Here is a 23,486-nt window from a genome sequence, read left to right as displayed (position 1 = left end):
CACCACCGTTCAAGGAAGGAATCGCGAACATGAGAGCCAGTAGCTTGATCTTCTGTGGAGCCGCGGCCGCCGCCTTCGGCATGGCGCCGTCGGCGCACGCCCAAGACACGTACCCTCTGCAGGCGCCGGTAATCTACTCCCTCGGCACGGGCACACCGGCATCGGTGGGTCTGTCCAGCGTCCTCCTCGACCAGGCGGTCAACGAGCTGGAGGACGCGGTCGACGACGGCGATATCAACGGCGCGGTCCTCCTGGTCGCCCGCCGGGGCCGGATCGTGCTCCACACCGCCGTGGGGACGAGAGACGGGCTGAACGAGGACGATCCGGGCATGCCATCGGTGCCGATGCCGCTCGATGGGATCTTCGATCTCGAGTCCATGACCAAGCCGTTCACCGTCTTCCTCGCGATGAGGATGCAGGAGTCCGGGAATTTCCCTGGGTTCAACATCAACAACACGGTCGCGACGTATTTCTCGGAGTTCGCCGTCTCCTCGGTCAACAACAAGAGCTCTGTCACGATCAAGGATCTGATGAGCTATGTTTCGGGGGAGGATGTCGACTACTTCGACGAAAGCAACCCGAACGGCCTCTTCGACGACGCAGACCCCTGGCACTCGATGCTCGAGGCGCCGCTGGCGCGCCCGCGGGGGACGAAGGTCGTCTACAGCGATCTCGGCTTTCGGATCCTGGGCCACGTGCTGGAGACGGTCGGCGGCGACTCGCTCCAGAACCTGATGCAGACGTACATCTTCACCCCGCTGAACATGACGGACACGGGCTTTCAGCCGTGGCTCAACATGCCGGAGAAGGAGGACCGCTTCGTCGGCACGGCGTGGTCCGCGGCGCGCGAGCGTTATCTCCGGGGCGAGGTGCAGGACGAGACCGACTACTTCCTCGAAGGGGACGGCCTGGACCCGGCCGAGCACCTCACCGGGTGCGACGGCCTGTTCTCGACCGCGAGCGATCTGGCGAAGTTCTCCCAGATGCTGTTGAACCGGGGCAAGCACGTCTACAGCTGCAACCGTTGGCCTTTCAACACCTGCAGCAGCACCCTGCTCTCTGCCCAGGCCGTGCTCGACATGACCACGAACCAGACGGGCTCGCTCCATCTCAACAGGTCGGCTTGGACCTACTCCGAGAACCTGCTCTACTCGCGCAAGGGGTACGGCTGGGAGATGTGGGACGCAGGCATGTGGCCCGGCGGGGAGTCGGCATCGACCGTCGCCTACAGCAAGACAGGCGCCGCAGGGACGCTCATGGTGCTCGATCCCGAGCCGAGCCGCGGGATGTTCGCGATCCTGCTCACGAACCACGGGCTGCCGAAGTTCGACCACTTCACCATCGACCCTGAGACGGGCAAGATCTCCTGGGAGGACTTCGACTGGATGCTCAATGACATCCGGGCCAACGAGGTCATGACCAAGGTCCACGGGTCCCTCACCTGGTGACCCGGCCCGCGGAGACGACGCGCGAGCCGAGCCGCACCCCGACGCGCATCACCTGGGCCGGCGCCCTCGCGCGGCGCCGCGCGAGGACGGGCGCCGTCACTGCGCCTGAGTCGCCGCGAACGGGTTCAGCTCGTTCGTGAACAGGTCCTCGGCCTTGATCTGCCCCGGCTTGAGGTCGCCGTCCTTCACAAGCCAGTCGATCCAGATCTGGTATTCCCCGGCCGACAGGAGCCCCCCTTTGCCGGCGACGCCCAGGCTCGTCCAGTACTTGGCCAGCGACGCGTCCTCGTTGCGGCCCCGCCGCTCGATGATGCGCTGCAGGCGGGCCACCACCTCCTCGCGCGGCGTGCTCCGGGCCCACTCGATGGTGCGCGCCGCGGCCTCCACGAACTTGCGGGCGCTGTTCGGGCTCTCCTTCAGGAATCGCTTGCTCATCACGTAGCTGCCGGCGGTGAGCTCGCCGAAGAGCTCGTGGTCCGAGAACAGGGCCCGGACGCCGCCGCGCTCCAGCGCCTTGTCGCGCAGGATGTCGCCGAGGACGGAAACGTCCACCTGCTTCTGCCGAAGCGCCTGCTCCGCGCTCACCGGCGGCAGCACGACCAGCGTGACCTGCGCGATCTCGGCGCTCGTCAGCCCCTGGCGCGACAGGTACTCTTTCAGCATCAGCTCGTAGTGCGCGCCCAGCGTGTTCATCGCGACCTTCTTGCCGATCAGGTCCCGCGCCGCCTTGATGGGGCTGTCCTCGGTCACGTAGAAGCCGGCCCACCGCTTCGCGTCGATCCCGTAGCCGCCCACCACCGCCCGGAGCGGCGCCCCGGCGGCGATCAGCTTGATCACCGCGCCATTGAACGCCTGCCCCAGATCGGTGTCTCCGGTGACCACGGTCTGGATGTCCTGCGGCCCGCTGATCGTGTTGCCGACGTAGCTCAGCCGGATCGGGGCGAGGTACCCCAGGTCCTCCGCCAGCTCGGGCACCGAGACCACGCCCGAGAACCCCTGATAACGCAGCTCCAGCACCTCGTAGTCGCCGGCGGCGCTGTCGCCGTTGCCGTGGTCGGCCTTCGAGCAGGCCGCGAGCGCGAGCGCGGCGCAGAGGGCCGCTGCGAGCCTACGGCGGGTCGTGGCGATCGAAGATGACTTGTCGAGCTCTCGCATGGTGAATGTCTCTTTTCGGCCGTTACTCGGCGGCCGCGGGCTCGGCGGGCGTGGGGCTCACGGCCGCCGCGCTGGGCGTCCTGCGCGCCACGGCGAGGAGCACGCCGAAGAACACGGACAGGAGCAGGAACATCGATTGGAGCCCCAGGCTCCGGCCCATCAGGCCGCCCACGGTGCTGCCGAACAGGCCACCTGACGGCCCCACGAGGGCCTGCAGGCCGGCCACCTTGCCCCGCCCCGCCCGGGCGCCGATCCGGGCGATGCGGGTGAGGTTCGCGATCTGGAGGACGCCGAGCCCGAGGCCGAGCAGCAGGCCGCCGGCCCGCAGCGGCGTCAGATCGCGCGAGAGGCCGAGCAAGAGGAGCGCGCTCGGGACGAGGACCAGGCTCGCGAGGTAGACGCGCTCGTGCCCCACCCGGCCCACGAGGCCGCCCAGCGAGAACAGCGCGAAGATGAACGTCACGCCCTGCCAGGCCAGGAGCCCCGACGCCTCGGCCGGCGTCAGGTCGGCGACGGCGACGCCGATGGGGATGATGAAGAACATGAAGAACGAGTTGATCGACTGGGCCGCGAACTCGATCAGGCACACGCTGCGCAGCTCGACGTCCTGCGCGAGCAGGGCGAGGTCGGACCGGATGCCGGAGAGGCGCAGCGCTCCACGAGGTGAAGACCGCGCCGTGTAGCGGCCGAAGACGATCGGCGACATGAGCACGGTGATCAGGAACGAGACGCCGATGAGCCGGTACGTGCCAGAGAAGCCCAGCGCCTTCGTGAGGCCGGCCGCGAGCATGGGGCCGAGCAGGAACATGCCGACCATATGGGTGCCGCGGTACCAGCCGGCCTTGGCCTCCCCCACCGTCTCGAGCTGCTGCATGAACACGGTGCTCAGGGAGACGAAGCGCATCGGCATGAAGAAGCTGATCGCCGTCGTGCAGGCCAGGAGGAACACCGGAGACGGGACCGCCGGCAAGGCCATGTAGAGCGACCCGGCGACGAGGCTCCCCAGCACGAACAGCCGCGAGGGCCCGAGGTGATCGACGAGGAGCCCGATGGGGATGCTCATCAGGAGCACGCCGACGCTCTGCGAGCCAGAGATCAGCCCGAGCAGCGCCTCGTCCGCCCCGAGCTCCAGCGCATACAGCGTCGTGCTCACCTTGGCCACGCCGACGCTGAGGCCCATGACCGAGGACAGCGCCGCGAACATCAGCAGAAAGCGGTTCTTGTCGATGAAGGAGCGCAGTTGGACCTCGGGGCACCGCGCGGATCAAGCCTGTTGATCCGCGCCGGCGAACACCCGCGGTCAGCAACCCCCATGCCGCGCCGGAGCGGGCCGGAACGCGGGACCGAGAGCTTCCGCGCTGCTGCCGTGGCAGCAGCGGGTGGTGATCCGGTGCCCCGGCGCGAGCAGGCGCGCGCGCTCGAGCGACCACGCAGCGGTGGAACGCTACGACGCTGCGAAGCTACGACGCTGCGACCAAACCACCACGCGCCCGCCCGCCGCCGGTAGCAGGTTTTGCACGAAGCCGCCCGCGCTTTGTTGTTGCCCGCGCCATTTCGAGGGTGGTACTGGTGCAAGGCATGAAATTCCCTGCGATTCATGCACTGATCGCCGCGTGCGCGCTCTGTTCCACGGCCGCGTGCTCGTGGCAGCCGTATGGCGAGGTTCGCGTCGTGAGGCGGACGAAGGTCGGCGGCGAGCTCGCGATCCTGGGTGATCGCGAGGTGGCCATGCAGAAGGCGAGCCAGACGATGGCCACGACCTGCGGTGGACCCGAGAGCTACGAGATCGTCGAAGAGGGCGAGACCGTGGTCGGGGAAGACACCGTGTCCGAGGCCAGCGAGCGCCGCGAGAAGGATTTCTTCGGGCCGAAGAAGCGGAAGCAGGAGAGCACGCACACGGTGCAGAAGACCGAGTGGCGCGTGAAGTACGAGTGCAAGAAGGACGAGCCGGCGGCCGCCGCGGAGGGGGCGCCCGCGGGCGACGCCGCGCCCGCCGAGCCCACCGAGGGCAAGACCGAGGGGCGCCGCGTCCACGAGGTGATCATCCGGTTCTGACGCGCGGCTCCGCGCGCGGCGGTGACCTGTCCGCCTTGGAGCAGCAGAGCCGGCCACAGGGTCGCTCCCGGTCGCGCCGGCTTTGCCATCGTGCTCTCGGCCTGCCCAGTGGTAGATCTGGTGCAGCATGGACGTTCTTCAATGGGTCGAGCGTGCGGCGGCCGCGCCGTCATTGCTGCTCGCGACGGACTTCGACGGGACAATCTCCGAGATCACCGCGGTCTCGGGCGGGGCGGTGGCGGCGCCGGGCGCCCTCGGGGCGCTGGGGGCGCTCTCGCGGGCGCCGGGCACGACCGTGGCGATCGTCACGGGGAGGACGATCCACGACATCGCGGCGCGCACGGCGGCGATCGGCGCGGTGTGGCGCGTGGGCGAGCACGGGGCGGAGATCGCGGCGCCGGGCGGGGAGCTCGTGTACCTGGCGGAGGCGCCGACCGAGGCGCTCGACGCCCTGGAGCGCGAGGCGGAGGAGGCGGTGCGGCGGATCCCTGCGCTCGGGATCGAGCGCAAGCGCTGCTCGATCGCGCTCCACTGGCGGCGCGTCCCGGCGGAGGCTCGGCCGGCGGCGTTCGACGCGCTCGGGGCGTGGGAGGACGCGGCGGCGCGGCGGGGGTTCGTGGTCATGAGGGGGCGCAGCATCCACGAGGCCCGGGAAGCCGCGCATGACAAGGGCCGCGCCCTCGCGTTCCTGCTGGCGCGGCTGCCGCAGGGGACGCTGGTGGTCTATGCGGGCGACGACACGACGGACGAGCCGGCGATCGCCCATGCCCGCGCGATCGGCGGCGTGGGCGTCTACATCGCCTCGTCCGAGCGGCCGCACACCGCGGTCGAGCCCGACCTGACGCTCGATGGGCCCGAGGCGTGGATCGCGTTCCTCGAGGCGCTCGCGGCGCGGCGCGGCGGCGTGATCGGCGAGGCGCCGCGCCTGGCCTGAGGGCCTTCATCAAGCTCTCCGTTCTCGTACGTCAGAGAGAAGATCAGGAGAAGCGGTGTTGCGCGCGGCGCGCGCGTGTACGGCGGGCAGATGCGGTGAGGTGGTGAGCCGGACGGCGGTGTCTCGCCTCGAACGGAGCGTGAGTCCACCTGGGGTATCCGCCGCCAGCAAACCGAGCGCGCCGTTCGTCCATGGCCGTTCGAAAGATGAAGTCTGATTAGCGGGTGAGCTGGACCGACAGTAGAGTTCGGCGCATGTGGACATTTCACATCTCAGCATTTCCGCTCCGCCGCACGAGCCGCGTGCAGGCGACCTCGGTGCCGCTGTGCCTCGTCGTCGCGCTGGCGGGCTGTTCGCCCAAGGCCCGCAGCTTCCAGGGCTCGGGCGGCGCGGGCGCCGGCGGCGACGGGGATCAGGGGGTCGGGGCGGGTGACCCCGGCGCTGGCTGGGACGGAGAGGCCCCTGCGTGCGCGGCCGAGACGCAGGCGGCCGACTGCGACGATGGCAATCCATGCACCGCGGACGCGTGCACCGCAGGCGCATGCGTCAACGTCCCGCTCGACGGCGTACCGGCGCTGCCGTCCGGGCAGATCGCGGGCGACTGCCAGATCCTCACCTGCGCTGCGGGCCAGCCGTATCCTTCGCCGGACGACGCTGACGCCGAGGACGACGGCGACCCATGCACGAGCGACGCGTGTCGACGCGGGGTCGCCACGCACGTCGTGGCTGCAGGTTCGCCGTGCGGCCAGGGCCTCGTCTGCGATGCAGCGGGCGCGTGCAAGGGCGCGAACGGTCGGGCGTGCGCCGGTCCGGGGGACTGCGCGAGCAGGAAATGCGTCGACGGCGTCTGCTGCGACACGGCCTGCGACGAGACCTGCATGGCCTGCAACGTCGCGCGGTCGGTCGGCACGTGCTCGCCCCTCGGCCCCGGAGTCGAGGACGAGCCGGACTGCGTGCTTCAGCACGAGGTCTGTGACGGCATGGGCGCTTGCAAGCTGGCGCCCGGCCGGCGGTGTCATCGAGACGAGAGCTGCGCGAGCGGCGTCTGCCGCGGGAGCGGCCGCTGCGGCGAGTTCACGACGGAATGAACCGCTTCCGGCGCGGCGTTCCACAGGATGGAAGCTGCCAGAGCGGCCCTTCCTTGCTGCGCGCGCCGCTCGATAGGGAACACCTTTGACACAGGCGAGAGTTCTGGCATGGACTGACGCCCGATTGTCGACGCAAAGAAAAGGAGAGCGCCAACTCATGGATCGTACACGCGCGGCTCACCGCCCATTGCACCGATGGCCGGGGGCCCTCGCGATCACCGTCGTGACGCTGGCGGGCTGCTCGGGCGCGCCGCCCGCGACAGCGCCTCCGCCGCCGTCGGCTGCATCCCAGGAGGCCCGGCCGCCGGCGGCCCCGGCGATCGCGCAGGCGCCCACCGCGGCGCCGGGCCCGTCCGCCGCCGCCCCGGAGGAGCCGCCGCGCGCAGCGGCGCACGTCGCCGCGCAGCTCACGATCGACAAAGCGATCACCATCGGCAAGTGGCCTGAAGGGGTCGCCGTGGTCGGCGACACGGCGTGGGTCGCCGAGAGCGGTAACCGGCGCGTCGCGCGCGTCGACCTGAAGCGCGGAGAGGTGGTGTCGCGCGTGGCGGTCGGCCGGCTCCCGGTGCAGGTCGTCGCCTCCCCCGAGGGGGCGATCTACACGCTGGCGCACACCGATCGGACGATCTGGGCCATCGACGGGCAGACGGCGCGCGCCCGCGCGCTGGCGCGCTTGCCCGATTCCCCCGAGGACATGGTGCTTGCGGACGGCGCGCTCTGGGTGCTGCTCTGGAGCAAGGGGAGCTCCGCAAACTCCTCGGTCGTGCGGATCGATCCGGCCACGGGAGGTCAACGCCGCTCGCCAGCGCTCGGCCGGGACGCGTTCGCGCTCGCCGTCGGGCACGGCCGGATCTGGGTGGCGCACGGCAATGGCAAGGTGAGCGTCGTGGACCAGACCTCGCTGGAGCCGCGCGACGAGCTCCACATCGGCGACCTCCACCGGCGCATCGCCGCCGGCCCGGACGCGATCTTCACGGACGTGCGCTCCGGCGTCGCCCGCCTGGATCCGATGAGCGGCAGAGCCACGCACGAGGTCGCGCTGGGCGAGGCCGTCTCTGTGCTGCGGCAGATGGGCGATGACGTCATCGCCGTGGGTGAATCGGGCCGCACGTGGCTGCTCGACCCGGAGAACCTGACCATCCGCGCGATCCTCTCTCCCCCCGATGGGGTGCGGTCGCCGCACGACGCCTGGCGCCATGGAGAGACGCTGCTCCTCACCGAGTTCGACGACGCTGGCGCAGGTGGGAAGGAAGACGGCCGCCTGCTCATCCTGCGATCTTCGCCTCGCTGACGCGGAGCCACGCCGCAGCTCGGTTGACGGGAAGGGCCCGGGAGCGAGCGCGCGGCGGCGCGCTGGGCCTGCCGGGGGTTGCCAGCGAGCATCCATTATATATAGGGCGGCGGCACGCGTGCGAGCCCATCAAAGCGACGCTTGACCTCCCGGAGCCGCTGAGACCACATGGCATGCCATGATCAACGCCCCGGTCCGGCCCGGCGACGTCGTGGCGGGCAAGTACCGCGTCGAGCGTCTGCTCGGCGCGGGGGCCGTGGGGGTCGTCGTCGCGGCGGTCCACGTCGAGCTCGGCCAGCGCGTCGCCGTCAAGTTCATGCGCTCGGCCCACCACGTCTCCGCCGACGCACGCGAGCGCTTCTTGCGCGAGGCGCGCGCGGCGGTACGGCTGCGCAGCCAGCACGTCGCCCGCGCGTTCGACGTCGGCACCCTCGAAGGCGGCGCGCCGTACATCGTCATGGAATTCCTCGAAGGGCGCGATCTCGCCGCGTTGCTCAAGGAGAGTGGGTGTCTCTCGCTCGACGACGCCGTGGAGTACGTTCTCCAGACGTGTGAAGCCGTCGGCGAGGCGCACGCCGCCGGCATTGTGCACCGCGACCTGAAGCCGGCGAATCTCTTCGTCACGCAGGACGTCAGCGGCGCGCCGTGCATCAAGGTCCTCGACTTCGGGATCTCGAAGATGAGCGGCGCGGAGCTCGCCCTCACGGACGACGACCAGCAGCTTGGCACCCCCTTCTACATGTCGCCCGAGCAGATGAGCTCGCCGAAGGACGTCGACGCGCGCAGCGACCTCTGGGCGCTCGGCGTCCTCTTGTATGAGCTCATCGCCGGGCAGACGCCGTTTCACGCGGAGACCTTGGCGGAGTTCTATGGGCGCATGCTCGCGGCGAAGCCGACGCCGCTCCACGAGCGCCGGAGCGACGTCCCCCGGGAGATCGACGCGGTGATCCAGCGGTGCATGATGCACGATCGCGAGCAGCGCTGGAATGACGTGGCGGCGTTCGCCGGCGCCCTCGCGCCTCACGCGCCCGCGCGAGCGCGGGGCTATCCGGAGCGGGTTTGGCGGGTGCTCAACATGTCGCGCACGTCTTCGCCGGGAGCCAGAGACTCGTCGGAGCCGCGCCGCGCGGCGGCCTCCTCGCCGCCGGCCAGCGCCGGGGCAGCAGGGTCGATCGCGCCGCGCCCGCCGGACGCCATGGCGGACACGGCGCCCACCGCGTCCTGGCCCCATGGATCCCTATCGTCCTTCGGAGTGCTGCTGTCGAAGCCCCGCTATCGGGCTCCCCTTCTCCTCGGCGGTGCCTTCGTCGCGGGCGCTGCGCTGGCGGTGATCGCCTGGGGGGGGCAGGAGGGGGCGCGATCCCCGGCACCGACAGGCCCGGCGGCCTCCTTCGGGGCGCCGAGCACGGCCCCGTCCGCGCCCGTCGAACCCCGAGCTCCCCCCTCCGCGCCCGCCCCTCCCGACGCGAGCGCGAAAGCGCAGGCGGAGCCCACCTCGCCTTCGCCGGCGGCGACGGACACGCTGAAGGCGACGAAGCCCTCCCTGCGGGCAAAGCCTCCGGCCAAAAGCCTTCTCCCCCCGAAGCCTGAGCCGGCGTTCTCGTACGACGAGCGTCGCTAATCCTGGGACAACGGCGAGGGGTGCCATAGAATGGGATCGGTGCGTGGCCCAGGACCGATGCGTGGGAAGCGCAGCGTCGCCGCTGCGGGTGCGCTGATCCTGTCGTTATCGGTCGCGCCGCGCGTCCTCGCGGACCCGACCGCCGAGGACCGGGCGGCCGCCGATGTGCTCTTCCGCGAGGGGCGCGCGCTCGTCAAGCAGGGCAGCTACGCCCTGGGGTGCTCGAAGCTCGTCGCCAGCCAGAAGCTGGACCCGATGGCCGGGACGCTGCTCGCCCTGGCGGATTGCTATGAGCTCGATGGCGCGACGGCGAGCGCCTGGGCGACCTTCAACGACGCCGAGGCAACGGCGCGCAAAGCGGGCGATGGGCGGCGCTCGAAGGAAGCAGGGCGGCGGGCGGGCCTGCTCGAGCCGCAGCTCTCGAGGCTCGTCATCGAGGTGGCGCCGGAGGCCCGGGTCGAGGGGATCGAGGTGCGGCGCAACGCGAAGCCGCTCGATGCGGCGATGTTCGGCTCGGCGATCCCGGTCGATCCGGGCGAGCACACGATCGAGGCGGTGGCGCCTGGCAAAAAGGCATGGAGCACGAAGGTGGTCGTCGAGCCGAAGCCAGGGCAGACGACGGTGCGCGTCCCTCTGCTCGAGGACGCGCCCGCGCCAGGGCGGGCAGCGCGCGCGCCTGCGGCGGCGAGCGCCGCGCCCCCGGCGAGCTCGTGGAGCGCGCAGCGGACCGTTGGGCTGGTGCTGGGCGGGGTGAGCTTGGCCGGGATCGCGGTAGGCGCTGTGTTCGGTGTCGAGACGCTCTCGAAGATGAGCGAGGCGCGCAACCAGCACGGGTGTACCAACGACGACCCTCCCCGTTGTGACGCCGAGGGGGTCAAGCTCCATCAGGACGCGAACACGACCGCCAACATCTCGAATATCGCGTTCGCGGCGGGAGGCGCGGCGCTCGTCACAGGCCTTGTCGTGTTCCTGACCGCGCCGTCGAGCGACGCCGTGCCGTCGACGGTGCTGGAGGTGCGCCTGGAGCCTCCGGCCCGGGCGGGAGCAGCGGGGCTGTCGTTGCGAGGTAGCTTTTGACATGCACCCGATGCGACCATGGAAGCTCGTCATCGCCGGTGGCGCATTGCTCGTCTCCGGCTGCCAGATCATCGCGGGTGTGCGCGCCGACGCGGAGCTGAACCAAGGAGGCAACGGCGGCCAAGCGTGCAGCGCTTCTTCCGAGTGCCGGAGCGGCGTCTGTCAGGACGGCATCTGCAAGCCGGCCGAGGCGAAGTGCGCGCTCGATCTCGAGCCGTTCGACATCCTCACATCCGGAGACCTCGGCGGCCATGAGGTCGACACCTCCTCGCTCGTGCTGGCAAGCGGACCCGATCGCGTATTCGTCTCGGTCATCGACAAGGCTGCCAGCCGGCTCGTGATAGGGACGGTGCACGAGATCGGGGAGCCGGCCGGGTCGAAGACGGAGTTCCCCTTCACCGACGGCGCGGCCTTCGTCACGGGCCGCGAATCGGGAGGGCAAGTCATCCTCCAGGGCAGGGTGGGGTACGAGATCGGGCAGCTCGTCTTCCCCACGACCGCCGACGGCGTCTCGTCCAGGGGGACGTTCCAGCGGTTCCCCGCGCTCGCACCGGAGTGCTCGAGCCCCAGCGTGGCAGCGTCGATGGCGTTCGTCCAGGCGGGCGACAGCACCCTTTATGCCGCGACCTGCGCGGCGCCCGGCGGCTCGACGCGAGCTCTCGTCATCGGTGGATCGGCCGAGCCTGCGCCGACCCTGGTGGCCCAGGGCCCACGTACCGATGCCTCGCTCAACGTTCACTACTACACCGTCACGAACGGCCAGCACCTCCTCTTGTTGGATGACAACGCGACCGGAGAAGCGTTCTTCAGAGCGGGCGCCTCGCGCGCCGATCTCGGCGCGGCGCACCGGATCCAGTTCAGCCCGTCTCCCGACGAGGTGGAGTCCTTCTTCGGGGCGTTCCCGCTGCCCGAGGGGGATGGCGTCACGCTCTTGATGGTGCACCTCGTCCCTCCGCCGAGGCTCGCCCTCTCGGCGGAGGTGGGCGTCGTAAGGGACTTTCTGTCGCTCGGACAGGTTCCCCCGCCCGGCTTCACCCCTGTCTTCAAGCTCCAGAATGTGAGCGAGTACAACCCCCCGGGCCCCGTCGCGAGCGACGGCGAAAACGTGTATTTGGCGCTGGTGCCGCCGCCTGGAAAGAGCGTGAACCTGGGCTGGTTCACGCGGACAGGTGAGAACGTGCTCCCCAACCAGCTCATCTTCTCCCTTCCGGACGGCAGCAGCGCGCAGATCCTCGGCTCGACCGTCGCGCAGCTCGGCGTCAAGCTGCTCGTCGCCTGGATCGAGCAACGCGAGGGCGCCTACTCCGTGCGCGGTCAGCGGCTCATCTGCACGCTGCAATGACGCGCCGACCGGCGCGGCCAGCTGGGGCGACCCAGGTGCCCAGGCCGAGGCTCAGAGCGTCCTTCCGAGCCTCTCCAGCAGCTTGGGCCACCCGGGCTTCATGCCTTCGAAAGCGGTCTTGCCCATCGGCGAGTCGAGGTTGAAGCCCTCGTGCGTGAGCGTGAGGAGAGTCCCCGCCCCTTCGGGCGTGAGGCGCCAGGTGATGATGGTGTCGAGCTGGCCGATCGCGAAGCGGTACGAGAAGAGCCGCTCCGCTTCGACGGCGAGCACCTCGCAAGCCTGCTTGCCCCAGGGCCCCATGTCGAGCTCGAAGCGGTGTCCAACGACGGCTTTGACGTCACCCGGAGCCCACCAGCGCGCGTGCAGCTCCGGATCCGTGAGCGCCCGCCATACGGCGGACGGAGGCGCTGTGTAACGATGTTCGAGGTGGATGACTGCAGGGGCGTTCATTTTTTTCCTTCTTCGTTGAGGAGATCTTCGAGGGCGGTGAGCCGCGTCTTCCAGTACTGAGTGAACGTGTCGAGCCATTCGTCGACCTCGCTCAGCGGGCGCGGATCGAGGTGGTAATAGCGCTCGCGTCCGCGCGGCTCCTCGCGCACGAGGCGCGCTTTGCGGAGCACCTGCAGGTGCTCGGACACCGCGGGTCGGCCCAGGTCGAAGCCACGCGCGAGGTCGTTCACGGCGCGAGGTCCCATGCGGAGCTGCATCAGGATCTCGCGCCGAACCGGGTTGGCGAGCGCCGAGAACACGTCGACTTCAGCCATGTCCTTAATATGTCGGAAACCTCCGACGCGTCAACAAAATCCGACGCGTCGGCCGCGCGGCTCGGTTCCCGCGCAGCGCGGATCCAGCCCGCCGCAGGCGCCCGCGCGGCGGGGCGACGCGCCTGCGGGCGCGGGGCGGCCTGCTGTCACGTCCGCTTCAGCGCGTGCGCGATGCCGCTCCGCAGCGTCCCCGCCGTGACCAGGCCCCGCAGGTCGACGTCGAGCTCGATGAGCGTCTGCGCGATCGCCGGCTGGATGCCGGTGAGCACCACCTGCGCGCCGAGCAGCCCGACGGCGCGCGCGGCGTGCACGAGCATCTCGGCCACCTGGACGTCCACCGCCTTGACCCCGGTGATATCGATGATCGCGATGCGGGCCGAGTGCCTCGCCACGCCCTGCAGCAGCGTCTCGATGATCCGGCTCGCCCGCGCGCTGTCGAAGAAGCCGATGAGCGGCATCACCAGCACCCCGTCGGCGATCGGCAGCAGCGGCGTCACCAGCTCACGTATCGTGTCCTGCTGCGCCGCGATCAGCTCGTCCCGCGCCGCCTCCCGCTCGCGCTCCGCCGCCTTGACCCGCGTGATGTCGACCGAGATGCCGGCGACCGACCCCTCCGGGATGCCCTCGCCGTGGAGGGGGAACTTGATCGAGTAGAACGTCTTCTCGCCTCGGGCGTGAGGGACGGGATCCTCGGCCTCGAACGGGGCGCCGTTCTTGCGCACCAGGTCATCGACGTCATTGTAAATAGACGCAACTTCCGATGGAAAGAAGTCGCTGTCGGTCTTTCCGAGCATGCTGCCCGGGGTCGCCCCGACGAGCTCCTCCACCGAGCGGCTCACGAGGAGAAAGGCTCCTTCCCGGTCCTTTGCATACAGGAGGACCGGCGCGTGATCGCAGAACGTCGCGAGCAGCGCTTCGCTCCTGTGGAGGCGCTGCTCGCGGCGCTTTCGCTCCGTCACGTCCTCGGCTGACAGGAAGATCTCGCGCGCGGATCCATCCTCGCCTCGCGCGAAGACCTCCGCGCGCACCGCGAAGATGCGCTCGTCTCCCTCGCGACCTCGCGCCCGGAGCTCGCCCTCGATCACCTCGCCGTCCCGCGCCCCCTTCAGCCGCTCCGCGCTCGCGGTGAGGCCGGCCATGTCGCCCGGGTGGATGCGATCCGAGAGCGCCTCGACGCCGCGTGTCGAGAGCTCTTCGTCCGTACAGCCGAGCGCGCGGGCGAGGGCGGCGTTGTGTGCGATGAGCCGCCGCTCGTCGAGGCCCACGACACACAGGATCGTCGGCGCCGCGTCAAGCATCCTCCGGGCTCGCGCGCCGAGCGCGTCTTGCTGCTCCTTGGCCCTGGTCTCCTTCATCGCGGCAGGCCTCTCCTCCTGGCGGCTCCTTCCAGGCCCGGGCGGCGGACGCGCGGGCCAGAGCTCGATCCATGATACATACCCACGGCGCGCGCGCGGCGAAATCGAAGACGCGGCGTCGCCTCCCTGTCGCGGCCGCCCGGCGCTGCGCCGTGGTCTGGCCTACCCGCACAAGCGACGATCGCAGCGCGCGTCACGCAATGCGGCCTGCCAGGCTGAGCAACCCGGGCTCAGGGGAGCAAGCTGCACTTCGACAGAGGCGTCCGGTAGTCCATCGCCTGGGTGTTGCGCTCGAACTCCTCCAGGTTGTTCGGACAGACGACGTACCAGCCAGCGTCGGTGAAGGCGCTCACTTGCCGGTCGGTGGTGGCCAGATCGTACGCGAGCATGACGGTATCGTAGCCCCAGCCGAACAGCTTCTGACCGAGGAGCACGTCCACGTACCCCGCGCGCATGCGATCCATGTACTCCGGCAGCGTGTCGAACGCCACCGAGTGGATGGTCTTCTCCTTCGCTCTCGCGGTGAGCGTCGGCGCGTTGGCCGCGAGGTCGGGCTCGCCGAGGAGCTTGCTGTAGGAGAAGAAGAAGCCCGTGATCTCCGGGTCGTTCGCCAGGGCCTCCTCCGCGGTCTGCGCGCAGAAAGGGTTCTCGTAGTCGCAGCACACGCAAGGGAGGCTCACGGCGTTCGTCATGTCCGGGTACTTCTTCAGCGCCTCGGAGAAACCGGCGAGCCGGTCGATGAAGGTCCCCGCGGGGGTGGGGGTGTAGCCTCCGTTACCGTCCTCATCCATCATCGTCTGCAAGGCGATCTTGCCGGTCTTGCCGTTGATGGTCGCGAGCGCATCCATGAGGAAGGCGGCAGCGGCCTTGTTGTCCATGCCGTAGTAGGTGTGGCGCTTGCTGGCCGGAGCGTCGCCGCCGTACGTGACGACCTTGATGCCGGCGTCCACCGCCTTGTTGATGAGGTCGTTCTCGCAGTCCCCGCTGAAGACATCGACGGAGATCGCGTCCACCTTCATGTCGATGACCTCTTGCAGCACATCCATCTGCGGCCGGGCAAGGTAGCAGGCGTCGTCGGGGTCCAGGGGCTTGCCGTCTTCCGTGAGCTCCGGACATTCAGGGTCCAGGATCATCACGTTGACCGGCCGCGTGCTCGTCGTCGACAGCTCGCTCTGCGCCTGCGCGGCGCCCGCGCGACCCAGATCGTGGAACCGATTGCACTTGTTGTGCGTGATGTAAGCGATGGTCAGCGGCGCTTCCGTCGTGCTCTCGCTGGAGCTGCAGGCAAGCACGCTGGTCGCCAGAAGGATGCCCCCCAAGATGGCGCGATGGACCATGAATCCCCTCCTCTTCTCGAACTAGCTCGATCCGTTTCACCGTCCCCTGACGGTTCAGCGCGCCTGTGCGCGCGCCGACATCCGGGACCACCCTGCGATGGCGCGCGCTCGGCGCGCCTCGCCCTCATTCACGGCGCACGTGGCGCGGCTCCTGTCCACCGCGCGCTTGCCCGACCGGATACGCATACGCGATGCCGCTCCGCAGCGTCCCCGCCGTGACCAGGCCCCGCAGGTCGACGTCGAGCTCGATGAGCGTCTGCGCGATCGCCGGCTGGATGCCGGTGAGCACCACCTGCGCGCCGAGCAGCCCGACGGCGCGCGCGGCGTGCACGAGCATCTCGGCCACCTGGACGTCCACCGCCTTGACCCCGGTGATATCGATGATCGCGATGCGGGCCGCGTGCCTCTCCACGCCCTGCAGCAGCGTCTCGATGATCCGGCTCGCCCGCGCGCTGTCGAAGAAGCCGATGAGCGGCATCACCAGCACCCCCTCGGCGATCGGCAACAGCGGCGTCACCAGCTCACGTATCGTGTCCTGCTGCGCCGCGAGCAGCTCGTCCCGCGCCGCCTCCCGCTCGCGCTCCGCCGCCTTGACCCGCGTGATGTCGACCGAGATGCCGGCGACCGCGCCCTCCGGGACGCCCTCGCCGCGGAGGGGGAACTTGATCGTGTACAGGGTCCGATCGCCCTGGGCCTGCGGGACGATCTCCTCGGCCTCGAACGGGGCCCCGGTCCTGCGCACCAGGTGTTCGACATCTTTGTAAATAGAAGCAACCTCCGGCGGACAGAAGTCGCCATCGGTCTTTCCGAGCATGCTGCCCGGGGTCGCCCCGACGAGATCCTCCATCGAGCGGCTCGCCAGGAGGAAGGCGCCGTCACGGTCCTTCGCGAACATGATGACAGGGGCGCGGTCGCAGAGCGCCGCGAGCACCGCATCTCTCCTGGGACCGCCCTGCTCGCGGCGCTTTCGCGCTGTCACGTCCTCGGCGAAGACGACGACCTCGCGCACGGCGCCGTCGTCCCCTCGCGTGAAGACCTCCGCGCGCACGGCGAAGAGTCGCTCCTCTCGCCCTCCCTCGACGGTCCGCGCCCGCAGCTCGCCTTCGACGACCCCGCCGTCGCGCGCCGCGGCGAGCTCGGCCGCGCGCGCGGCGAGGCCGGCGAGATCGTCGGGGTGAATGCGCGCCGAGAGCGCCTCGACGCCCCGCGAGAGGAGCTCTTCACCCGTGCAGCCGAGCGCCCGGACGAGCGCGGCGTTGTGCCCGGTGAGCCGCGGTCCCGCGAGGTCCAGGACACACACCATCGCCGGCAAAGCGTCGAGTATCCGCTGGGCTCGCGAGATCGTCGCGCTCTGCGTCCGGCTGGCCTCGGTATCCTTCATCACGGGCTTCACAGGAACTTCCATCGAGCGCTTTCTGCCCGGTCAGGGCAAGAGGTCGCACTTCGTCAGAGGCGTCCGGTCGTCCTGAATGCCATCAGACGAATCTCGATAGAGCACGATCCCCCTCCATGATGGCGCTACAACGGTCTAGAGCGACAAACGGGTTGAAACCGCATGCAAAACGGCAAGAAATTGAACCGCCGAGGCGCCAAAAGACGCCAAGAAAAACATAAAATCTTGGCGTCTGTTGACGTCTTCTGGCGTCTTTTGGCGCCTTGGCACTTCTCTGGTTTCAGCCTGATCGGCGCTCCAGCTCGGCTTCATTATTACGACTAAGTGAAACAAAATGGGCTGTCAATGCCTTTTCCGTCCTCGTTCATGACGATGCCGACCGTGGCAGTTCCCGCAGGAGAGCATGCCAGTCACCAGTAGGATACCGTCGGAGATGACTCCACGGTGGACCATTCGGCCCCTCATCTGGCGGACGGGCTGACGCGATCGAGCGTCATGGAGCGAGAGAACGCCCGCGATCACAGCCCTGCGCCGCCCGCGCCGCCAGCGCCGCCTGAGCCCGCGGAGCCGCCGTCACCGCCTGCGCCGCCTCCGCCATCGGCGCTCGCGCCTGCGCCGCCTCCGGCATCGGCGCTCACGCCGCCTCCGCCGGTCGAGGAGGCTCCGCTCGCCTGCGAAGAGCTCGCGGAGACGCCCGTGTCGAAGCAGTTCGGGTTGTCGGCCTCGACGAAGCAGCCCACCTCGATCGGGTGGCCGACCTCGACGCAGCCCCCCGCCAGGACGCCTGTCGTGGCCGACAAGCGGAGGAGGAGCGCAGGGAAACGTGTGCTCTTCACGGTGAAGCTCCGTGGCTCGCGCGCCCGACGGTCGCGATGGAGGAGGACCTGGCCGCAGCGGCCGGGCTGCCCGCGGCGTCGTCGTCGTCGAGGTGGAGCTCGATCCCGGCGAAGAGCGTGAGGCGGTTTTTCAGCGCGAAATCCGCGGTCGGGCCGCTCTCGACGAGGTAGCGCGGCTGCCCCTGGTTGGGCCCGACGACGTAGGGCTCATGGCCCGAGAACGCGTATTGCCCGCCGAGCGTGTACCCGGCGCCCTTCACCCCGGGTATCGCGCCCGTCACCGCCGCGCGGAGCTCGAGCTGCGGCGGCACCTCGGGGCGAGGGGCGATGTTCGACGGATCGCCGCCATAGTACGCCTGGTCGGCGATCCGCCGGCCCATGTAAGCGGCCGCCAGGGACACGGCCCCTGAGCCGACCTCGTACGATACACGGGCGTTGCCGTACACCTGCGGCGCGACCGTGATGGGGACGTCGTCGCCGGTGCCGAACCGCGCGTTCCGGGTGATCTGCTGCTCGGACATGCGGCGTCGCGTCGCGGCGAACGTGGAGTTCACGCCGACGCGCAGCTTCCGCTCGAGGAAGCTCGTCTCGAAGCCGAGGTTCGCGCCGTAGTTCTCGATGCCTGGCACGTTGTTGTACCTCGAGACGCTGGGCGCCTTGGCCCTCAGGAGCTGGAGCTCGATGACGTCCCGCCAGTCCGAGTAGAAGCCGCCGGCCGTGAAGGAGTACGCGCCGCTCCTGAACGACGAGACCGCCTCCAGGGAGGAGACCTTCTCCGGCTTGAGGCCGTCCGGGTTCGGCAGGAGCCTGCCGCTCACGGTGTAGAGCTCGACGAAGCTGGGGGCGCGGAACGCGCTCGAGTAGATGAGCTTGAGCGACACGCGCTCATCCGGCGTGAGGATCAGCGCGGCGCGCGGCGAGATCGCGTTCGCCACGTACTCGAGCGGGATACGCGAGTCGAGGTCGACCCGGATCCCGGCGTTGAGCGAGAGGGGCCGGAACAGGCGGAGCGTCTGCTGCACGTAGGCCCCGAGGGCGGCCTCGTCCTCGAGGCGGTATCCGCCGCCGTGCCAGCGCGTGCGCGCCGGGTCGGAGCCATAACTCTTCCCCGTGAGCTCGTCGAACGCGACGAACTCGAAGGCCGAGGTGCGGAGGCGCCCATCGACGCCCGCCATGGTCGTGGAGGCGCCGTCGCCCGCCCAGTCGTACCGCGCCTGGAGCTCCAGCCCGACCCAGCGGGAGAGGAACAGCGCGTCCTTCCGGCAGGGCCCGGACGGGCCGCGCGGGCACTGCTCGGGATCGAGCACGTCGATCGGGACGTGCGGCACGAGCGGGTCGTGGCCCACCACGTAGCGCGAGCGCTCGATCCGGCTGAAGCCGAAGTACCCGCGCGCCACGCCCTCGAGCCGCTCGCTCAGGCGGGCGCGATAACGCACGCTGGTCAGGACGATCGTCTGCGTGTTGTCGTTGCGCGCGTCGTCGAAGGCCCCGACGCGGTTCTCGTGGAGATCCATGAAGGGCGCGGCCCACGACGAGCGCGTCGCCTGCGCGACGGCGCTCAGGTCGCCGGCGTCGAGGCGCACGAAGGCGCCCGCCTTGCGGCGGAACCACTGCTCTTCCACCGTGCCGCCCCAGAAGCCGGGCTCGGCGTGCGAGCCGAGATCCATGACGGACACGCCGTCCGCCAGGACCGGGAGCCGCTGCTTCGGGAAGCTCACCTCGGGCCCCTCGAAGCGGTGCATGTCGACAGCCGCCACCACGCCCGCGGGCTGTCCGAGCAGCGTGAAGCGGCGCCCGAAGCCGAGCGCCGCCGTGCCCTCGCCCCCGATGCCCTCGACGTCCGGCGCCCTGATGTTGCCCGATTCGTCGAGCGGCGGCGACGCCCCGAGCGTCAGGGAGGCGCGGAGGCCCTGGTGATCGGCGGCCTTCTTCGTGACGACGTTGATGACCCCCAGCATGGCCTGCGCGCCGTAGAGCACGGAGCCAGGGCCCAGGACCACCTCGATGTGGTCGACGATCTCGATCGGGATATCGTGCAGGAAGACGGCGCCGCCGCCCTGCTCGTTCACGACCATGCCGTCGAGCACGATCAGCACGTGGCTGTTCGAGTCCCGGGTCAGGGCGACGCCGCGCGCGCCGACCTCCGGGACCGACATGCGGTCGTGCGCGAAGACGCCGCTCGCGAGGAAGGTGAGCGCGTCGGCGAGGCGCCGTATGCCGAAGAGCTTGAGCTGCGCGCCCGTGATCACCGACGACATGGCGGGCGCGTCGCTCTCGCGCTCCGCGGAGCGCGAGGCGCCGGACACGACGTTCTCTTCGAGGATCTCGAGGAGCGAGCTGACGTCCTCGGCCCGCGCCTCCCGCGAGGAGGTGGTCGACCACGCGATCGACGCGGCGCAGAGCAGTGCGAGACGGGTCGAGCTCACGTCAATAGATCCTTGCCAGTTTGAGGATGGGAGCGGGGAAGTCGATGTGCTGGGCCCGCGCCTGCGCGAGGTTGATGCTCATGCGCGGCTTGCCGTCCGCGACGTCGACGCCGAGCACGGCCCCCTGCGAGACGTAGGGCTCCACGGCCGCGAAGCTCAGGATGCCAGTGTCCGTGAGCGCGCCGCGTATCGCGGCGACCTCCCTGCCGAGCCCCGAGGAGATGTACACGACGTTGATGTCGTGCGCGCGGCACGCCGCGGCGAGCTCGGACGCGCTCGAGTACTCGGCGCTCTCCACGCGGATCGGTTTGTCACGGACCTTGCCGATGTCGTTCAGCGCCCTCCTCATCTGGAGCGCGGCGCTCGCCGAGTCCGCGTCGCCCGCCCGGGAGAGCAAAAGGAAAGAGACCTGTCCTTTCACCCGCTCGGAAAAGCCCCTGTCGTACGGCAGGATGCGCGTGACGATCTCCGCTTGCACGGCGAAGGGCGCCGTCGCCGGCTCCGCCATGACATGGAATGGGACGAGGGCGGCGGCGACGAAGAGGCCGAGCACGAGGGCGCGCCGGCGAGGCGTCATGTCCTGCGTTCCTTGCCGCGCGACAGGCCGGCGAGCTTGCGGATGCGGAGCGCGGCTTGCACCTGCGGGGTGAGGGCGAGGAGATCGCCTTTCCTGCTGAAGACGCCGTCGAAGCCGAGCTCCGCGTACCGCGATCCGGCCTCGGCGTCCGTTGTGTAGAGGTAGAAGAGCGGCGGCTTCTCGCCCTCGGGCACCGCGGCCTTGAGCGAGCGGAGGACGGCGGCGCCGTCGAGGCCCGGCATGAAGAAGTCGACGATGACGAGATCGCAGCCGCGCAGGTGGCGGGCCGTGCCCACGAGCTGCGTCGTCGTGACCACCTCGTAGCCGGCGCTCGCCAGCTCGACGCGGATCCGCATCAGCACGATCTCGCTGTCATCGATCACCAGGATGCGTCCGCCTTGAGACATCGAGTCATTCTCCGTTGCTGAGAGGGGCAGCCTGGGGGCGGATCACGAACGCCGCGCCGGTCCGGCGCGACGCGTCCACCTCGATGAGCCAGCCGACCGAGAGGAGATCGGCGCGGACCGCGGAGAGGCCGACGCCGCGGCCCGCGAGGTCGCTCACGTCGCCCTTCGTGCTCACGCCGGGGGTAAACAGGAGCTCGCGAGTCCGGCGCAGATCCTTCGGATCGACGCCGGCGCGCGTGGCGAGGGCGTCGAAGTCGATGCCCTGGCCGTCGTCCTCGACGAGGAGGGTGGGCAGCGGCCGATCCTCGATGCAGCTGGCGCGGATCACGCCGACCTCGGGCTTGCCCACCCGGACGCGCGCGTCGGGGGTCTCGATGCCGTGGGCGATCGCGTTCCGCACGAGGTGGAGGAGCACGCCCGGCAGCAGGCGGGCGAGATCCGAGGGAATGGAGGCCTCGCGGCCGTCGATCTCGAGGCAGGCGCGCTTGCCCTCCCGCTCGGCCCAGCGGGGGACGCGCTCGACGAGCGGCGCGAGCACCTCGCCGAACGGCCGGGCCGCGAGGCGGCGGACGATCTCGGCGGCCTCGCCGCCCTGCGGGCCCACGAGCTCGCCGAGCCGGGCGACGTCGGTGCGGCGGACCGTGATCTGATCGAGGATCGCGCTGCCCACGGGCGAGGCGTCGACGAACGTCTCCTGCGCGCGCGTGAGCTCGTCCGCGACGCGGGTGAGCCGCGACCGCCACGACGCCGAGCGCCCCTCGACCGAGGGCCTGTCCTCCGAGCGCGCCCGCACCTGGACCATGGAGAGCTCGTCCTCGAGCGCCATGATCTCGTCCGCGAGGCGCTCCAGGTCGAACGACCGGGCCTCGCCCTTCATGGTGTGCAGCTGCTGCAGGAGCTCGTCGACGTCCGCGGGGCAGAGCTCCCCGCCGGGCTTCAGGATCTCGCTGCACCGGGCCACGCGCTCGCGCGAGATCTCGATGAAGCGGACGAAGACCTGGCCGCCGCCGGCGATGAGGCGGCGCATGGCGGCGATCTGGCGCGCGTGCTCCTCGTCCTTGGTCTTGACGCTCTCCGCGAGGCGCCTGAGCTCGGTCTGGTCGGTCGCGAGCAGCATGATGCGCGCGATCTTCTGGCCGGAGACGATGGGGCAGAGCTCGATCCGCAGGAACCTGCGGTCGCCCGGCGCGCGCTCGAACCACACCTCGCGCGGGGCGAGCTCGGCGATCTCCGGGAAGGCGTCGACCTCCGCGTCGAACGCCGCGTCGACCCACTGCCGGAGCGCCTGGCTCTCGACGCAGAGCGGGCCGCCGCGGTAGAGGAGCTCCGCGACGTGGTTGCCCTCCGCGGCGCGGTCGCCGAAGAGCTGCCTGGCCTCCTTCGAGGCCTCGCTGCCCAGGCGCCCGTCGGGGCCGAAGGCCACGATGGCCTCGCGCATGTTGTCGAAGAGCTCGCGGAGGCTCTTCGTGGCCATCTCGAGCTTGGCCTCGCGCTCGAGGATGGCCGAGCTCATCGCGTTGAAGACGTCGGCGAGCCGGCCGAGCTCGTCGTTCCTGCGGACGTTCACGCGGACGGCGCGATCCCCCTCCCCGACGCGCCGCGCGGCGTCGACGAGCCGCGACAGCGGATGCACGATCTGCCACCTCGCGAACGCGAGGAGCAGGAAGGCCGTCATCGCGCCGACGATCCCCGCGAACGCGAGGATGTTGCGGCGCGCCGCGGCGAACGCGGCGTTCTCGGGCTCGAGGGAGAAGACGAGGACGAGCGTCCCGAGGCGCCGCCCGTCGTCGCGCAAGATCGGGCGGGCGACGCGTATCTCGCGCTCCAGGACCTGGTTCTCGGCGCCCCGCGCGGTGAACGCCGACAGGCCGCCTTCCGGCTGACCGATCTTGGCGACGGGCTCGGCGTCGCTGCCCCACGCGACCGCGGCGATGAGCGCGCGGTTCGACCGGAGCTGGTCGAGGTCGCCTTGCGCCGTGTCGCGATCGCCGAAGTCGAGCGGCGCGGTCAGGGACCCTGAGAGCAGATCCGCCATCATCGATGCGACGCTCGCCTTCGCTGACACGAGGTCATCCCGTGTCTTCTGGATCACCTGATTGGCGACCAGCACGGTAACGCTGGTGAGGACGACCACGGTCGCTGCAGCGAGCTTGACGCCGATGCCGAGGTGAACGCCAGAGCGCGGCCGGTGAGCCGCTCGGGGCCGGGGACCAGGGGCAGAGACCAGCATCACGCGCTCGGCGCGGCAGGCCGTATCCGAGCCAAGAAATGGTCGAATCCAAGAGCGTGCGTCATCCGCGCCCCCTCCACGGCAGAAGCTTCGCCAGGCGCACCATCGGAGGCACCCGAGGGGGCGAGGACAGGCGCACGGCGATGCCCT

20 protein-coding genes are annotated in these 23,486 nt (G+C 70.1%); 8 read left to right on the top strand and 12 right to left on the bottom strand.

From position 1 onward, the window contains the following. Positions 1-29 precede the first annotated feature (29 nt). Positions 30-1,448 carry a serine hydrolase domain-containing protein gene (locus WMF19_RS07955; protein ID WP_437898532.1) on the top strand — a complete coding sequence of 473 codons (1,419 nt, stop codon included), beginning with the start codon at positions 30-32 and terminating at the stop codon, positions 1,446-1,448. A gap of 96 nt (positions 1,449-1,544) precedes the next feature. Here WMF19_RS07955 and WMF19_RS07950 read toward each other — a convergent pair whose 3' ends face one another. Both WMF19_RS07950 and WMF19_RS07945 read right to left on the bottom strand, forming a co-directional pair. Beyond that, positions 1,545-2,603: an ABC transporter substrate-binding protein gene (locus tag WMF19_RS07950; protein WP_437898531.1), complete on the bottom strand. Its 1,059-nt coding sequence runs from the start codon at positions 2,601-2,603 to the stop codon at positions 1,545-1,547. Between the two features lie 22 nt (positions 2,604-2,625). Next, positions 2,626-3,807, bottom strand: a complete 1,182-nt coding sequence (locus tag WMF19_RS07945) for an MFS transporter (RefSeq protein WP_437898530.1) — start codon at positions 3,805-3,807, stop codon at positions 2,626-2,628. A 467-nt stretch (positions 3,808-4,274) separates the two neighbouring features. Between WMF19_RS07945 and WMF19_RS07940 the strand changes: the two genes are divergently transcribed. From WMF19_RS07940 to WMF19_RS07910, 7 genes are all read left to right on the top strand, one after another. Beyond that, positions 4,275-4,658: a hypothetical protein gene (locus WMF19_RS07940; protein ID WP_437898529.1), complete on the top strand. Its 384-nt coding sequence runs from the start codon at positions 4,275-4,277 to the stop codon at positions 4,656-4,658. Positions 4,659-4,785: 127 nt separating this feature from the next. Then, the gene (gene otsB, locus WMF19_RS07935; protein WP_437898528.1) at positions 4,786-5,592 is read left to right on the top strand and encodes a trehalose-phosphatase; all 807 of its coding nucleotides are present in this window, start codon (positions 4,786-4,788) and stop codon (positions 5,590-5,592) included. Between the two features lie 254 nt (positions 5,593-5,846). Further along, complete coding sequence (locus WMF19_RS07930) at positions 5,847-6,680, top strand: hypothetical protein (protein ID WP_437898527.1); 834 nt, start codon at positions 5,847-5,849, stop codon at positions 6,678-6,680. 157 nt (positions 6,681-6,837) lie between these two features. Continuing rightward, positions 6,838-7,971 (top strand): hypothetical protein, encoded by a 1,134-nt coding sequence (locus tag WMF19_RS07925; protein ID WP_437898526.1) that lies wholly within the window; start codon positions 6,838-6,840, stop codon positions 7,969-7,971. Positions 7,972-8,149: 178 nt separating this feature from the next. Beyond that, complete coding sequence (locus WMF19_RS07920; RefSeq protein ID WP_437898525.1) at positions 8,150-9,592, top strand: protein kinase domain-containing protein; 1,443 nt, start codon at positions 8,150-8,152, stop codon at positions 9,590-9,592. A 57-nt stretch (positions 9,593-9,649) separates the two neighbouring features. Continuing rightward, positions 9,650-10,669, top strand: coding sequence for a hypothetical protein (locus tag WMF19_RS07915; RefSeq protein WP_437898524.1), 1,020 nt, complete (start codon positions 9,650-9,652; stop codon positions 10,667-10,669). Position 10,670: 1 nt separating this feature from the next. Next, positions 10,671-12,011, top strand: a complete 1,341-nt coding sequence (locus WMF19_RS07910) for a hypothetical protein (protein ID WP_437898523.1) — start codon at positions 10,671-10,673, stop codon at positions 12,009-12,011. A 51-nt stretch (positions 12,012-12,062) separates the two neighbouring features. Here the strand turns inward: WMF19_RS07910 and WMF19_RS07905 are convergent, their stop codons facing one another. The 10 genes from WMF19_RS07905 to WMF19_RS07860 all read right to left on the bottom strand — a co-directional run bounded on the left by WMF19_RS07905 (position 12,063) and on the right by WMF19_RS07860 (position 23,336). Further along, the gene (locus tag WMF19_RS07905) at positions 12,063-12,461 is read right to left on the bottom strand and encodes an SRPBCC family protein (RefSeq protein ID WP_272101077.1); all 399 of its coding nucleotides are present in this window, start codon (positions 12,459-12,461) and stop codon (positions 12,063-12,065) included. Then, positions 12,458-12,775, bottom strand: a complete 318-nt coding sequence (locus WMF19_RS07900; protein WP_437898522.1) for an ArsR/SmtB family transcription factor — start codon at positions 12,773-12,775, stop codon at positions 12,458-12,460. The genes WMF19_RS07905 and WMF19_RS07900 overlap by 4 nt, the downstream gene beginning before the upstream one ends. 146 nt (positions 12,776-12,921) lie before the next feature. After that, positions 12,922-14,130: a PAS domain-containing protein gene (locus WMF19_RS07895; protein ID WP_437898521.1), complete on the bottom strand. Its 1,209-nt coding sequence runs from the start codon at positions 14,128-14,130 to the stop codon at positions 12,922-12,924. A gap of 230 nt (positions 14,131-14,360) precedes the next feature. Beyond that, complete coding sequence (locus tag WMF19_RS07890; protein WP_437898520.1) at positions 14,361-15,467, bottom strand: substrate-binding domain-containing protein; 1,107 nt, start codon at positions 15,465-15,467, stop codon at positions 14,361-14,363. Positions 15,468-15,591: 124 nt separating this feature from the next. Then, on the bottom strand, positions 15,592-16,872 hold the full coding sequence (locus tag WMF19_RS07885) for a PAS domain-containing protein (protein WP_437898519.1): 1,281 nt from the start codon (positions 16,870-16,872) through the stop codon (positions 15,592-15,594). Positions 16,873-17,378: 506 nt separating this feature from the next. Further along, positions 17,379-17,696, bottom strand: a complete 318-nt coding sequence (locus WMF19_RS07880; protein ID WP_437898518.1) for a hypothetical protein — start codon at positions 17,694-17,696, stop codon at positions 17,379-17,381. Then, positions 17,693-20,122, bottom strand: a complete 2,430-nt coding sequence (locus WMF19_RS07875; RefSeq protein WP_437898517.1) for a TonB-dependent receptor plug domain-containing protein — start codon at positions 20,120-20,122, stop codon at positions 17,693-17,695. Before WMF19_RS07875 ends, WMF19_RS07880 begins: the two co-directional genes overlap by 4 nt. A 1-nt stretch (position 20,123) precedes the next feature. Next, positions 20,124-20,699, bottom strand: coding sequence for a YfiR family protein (locus tag WMF19_RS07870; protein WP_437898516.1), 576 nt, complete (start codon positions 20,697-20,699; stop codon positions 20,124-20,126). Next, on the bottom strand, positions 20,696-21,106 hold the full coding sequence (locus WMF19_RS07865; RefSeq protein WP_437898515.1) for a response regulator: 411 nt from the start codon (positions 21,104-21,106) through the stop codon (positions 20,696-20,698). Before WMF19_RS07865 ends, WMF19_RS07870 begins: the two co-directional genes overlap by 4 nt. A 4-nt stretch (positions 21,107-21,110) precedes the next feature. Beyond that, positions 21,111-23,336 carry a HAMP domain-containing protein gene (locus WMF19_RS07860; RefSeq protein WP_437898514.1) on the bottom strand — a complete coding sequence of 742 codons (2,226 nt, stop codon included), beginning with the start codon at positions 23,334-23,336 and terminating at the stop codon, positions 21,111-21,113. Between the last annotated feature and the right edge of the window lie 150 nt (positions 23,337-23,486).

The organism is Sorangium sp. So ce124 (assembly GCF_051525235.1).
In the GTDB taxonomy this organism is placed as follows: domain Bacteria; phylum Myxococcota_A; class Polyangia; order Polyangiales; family Polyangiaceae; genus Sorangium; species Sorangium atrum.
The sequence above is the reverse complement of the archived record's forward strand: the minus strand, read 5'-3'. Positions and strand labels throughout refer to the sequence as shown.

Excerpts from the sequence above, each read along its gene's own strand:
- WMF19_RS07910 (WP_437898523.1), top strand. The coding sequence starts at position 10,671 with ATGCACCCGATGCGACCATGGAAGCTCGTCATCGCCGGTGGCGCATTG.
- otsB (WP_437898528.1), top strand. The coding sequence starts at position 4,786 with ATGGACGTTCTTCAATGGGTCGAGCGTGCGGCGGCCGCGCCGTCATTG.
- WMF19_RS07925 (WP_437898526.1), top strand. The coding sequence starts at position 6,838 with ATGGATCGTACACGCGCGGCTCACCGCCCATTGCACCGATGGCCGGGG.
- WMF19_RS07930 (WP_437898527.1), top strand. The coding sequence starts at position 5,847 with ATGTGGACATTTCACATCTCAGCATTTCCGCTCCGCCGCACGAGCCGC.
- WMF19_RS07890 (WP_437898520.1), bottom strand. The coding sequence starts at position 15,467 with ATGGTCCATCGCGCCATCTTGGGGGGCATCCTTCTGGCGACCAGCGTG.
- WMF19_RS07905 (WP_272101077.1), bottom strand. The coding sequence starts at position 12,461 with ATGAACGCCCCTGCAGTCATCCACCTCGAACATCGTTACACAGCGCCT.
- WMF19_RS07900 (WP_437898522.1), bottom strand. The coding sequence starts at position 12,775 with ATGGCTGAAGTCGACGTGTTCTCGGCGCTCGCCAACCCGGTTCGGCGC.
- WMF19_RS07915 (WP_437898524.1), top strand. The coding sequence starts at position 9,650 with ATGCGTGGGAAGCGCAGCGTCGCCGCTGCGGGTGCGCTGATCCTGTCG.
- WMF19_RS07885 (WP_437898519.1), bottom strand. The coding sequence starts at position 16,872 with ATGGAAGTTCCTGTGAAGCCCGTGATGAAGGATACCGAGGCCAGCCGG.
- WMF19_RS07895 (WP_437898521.1), bottom strand. The coding sequence starts at position 14,130 with ATGAAGGAGACCAGGGCCAAGGAGCAGCAAGACGCGCTCGGCGCGCGA.
- WMF19_RS07865 (WP_437898515.1), bottom strand. The coding sequence starts at position 21,106 with ATGTCTCAAGGCGGACGCATCCTGGTGATCGATGACAGCGAGATCGTG.
- WMF19_RS07945 (WP_437898530.1), bottom strand. The coding sequence starts at position 3,807 with ATGTTCGCGGCGCTGTCCTCGGTCATGGGCCTCAGCGTCGGCGTGGCC.
- WMF19_RS07920 (WP_437898525.1), top strand. The coding sequence starts at position 8,150 with ATGATCAACGCCCCGGTCCGGCCCGGCGACGTCGTGGCGGGCAAGTAC.
- WMF19_RS07860 (WP_437898514.1), bottom strand. The coding sequence starts at position 23,336 with ATGCTGGTCTCTGCCCCTGGTCCCCGGCCCCGAGCGGCTCACCGGCCG.
- WMF19_RS07870 (WP_437898516.1), bottom strand. The coding sequence starts at position 20,699 with ATGACGCCTCGCCGGCGCGCCCTCGTGCTCGGCCTCTTCGTCGCCGCC.
- WMF19_RS07950 (WP_437898531.1), bottom strand. The coding sequence starts at position 2,603 with ATGCGAGAGCTCGACAAGTCATCTTCGATCGCCACGACCCGCCGTAGG.
- WMF19_RS07955 (WP_437898532.1), top strand. The coding sequence starts at position 30 with ATGAGAGCCAGTAGCTTGATCTTCTGTGGAGCCGCGGCCGCCGCCTTC.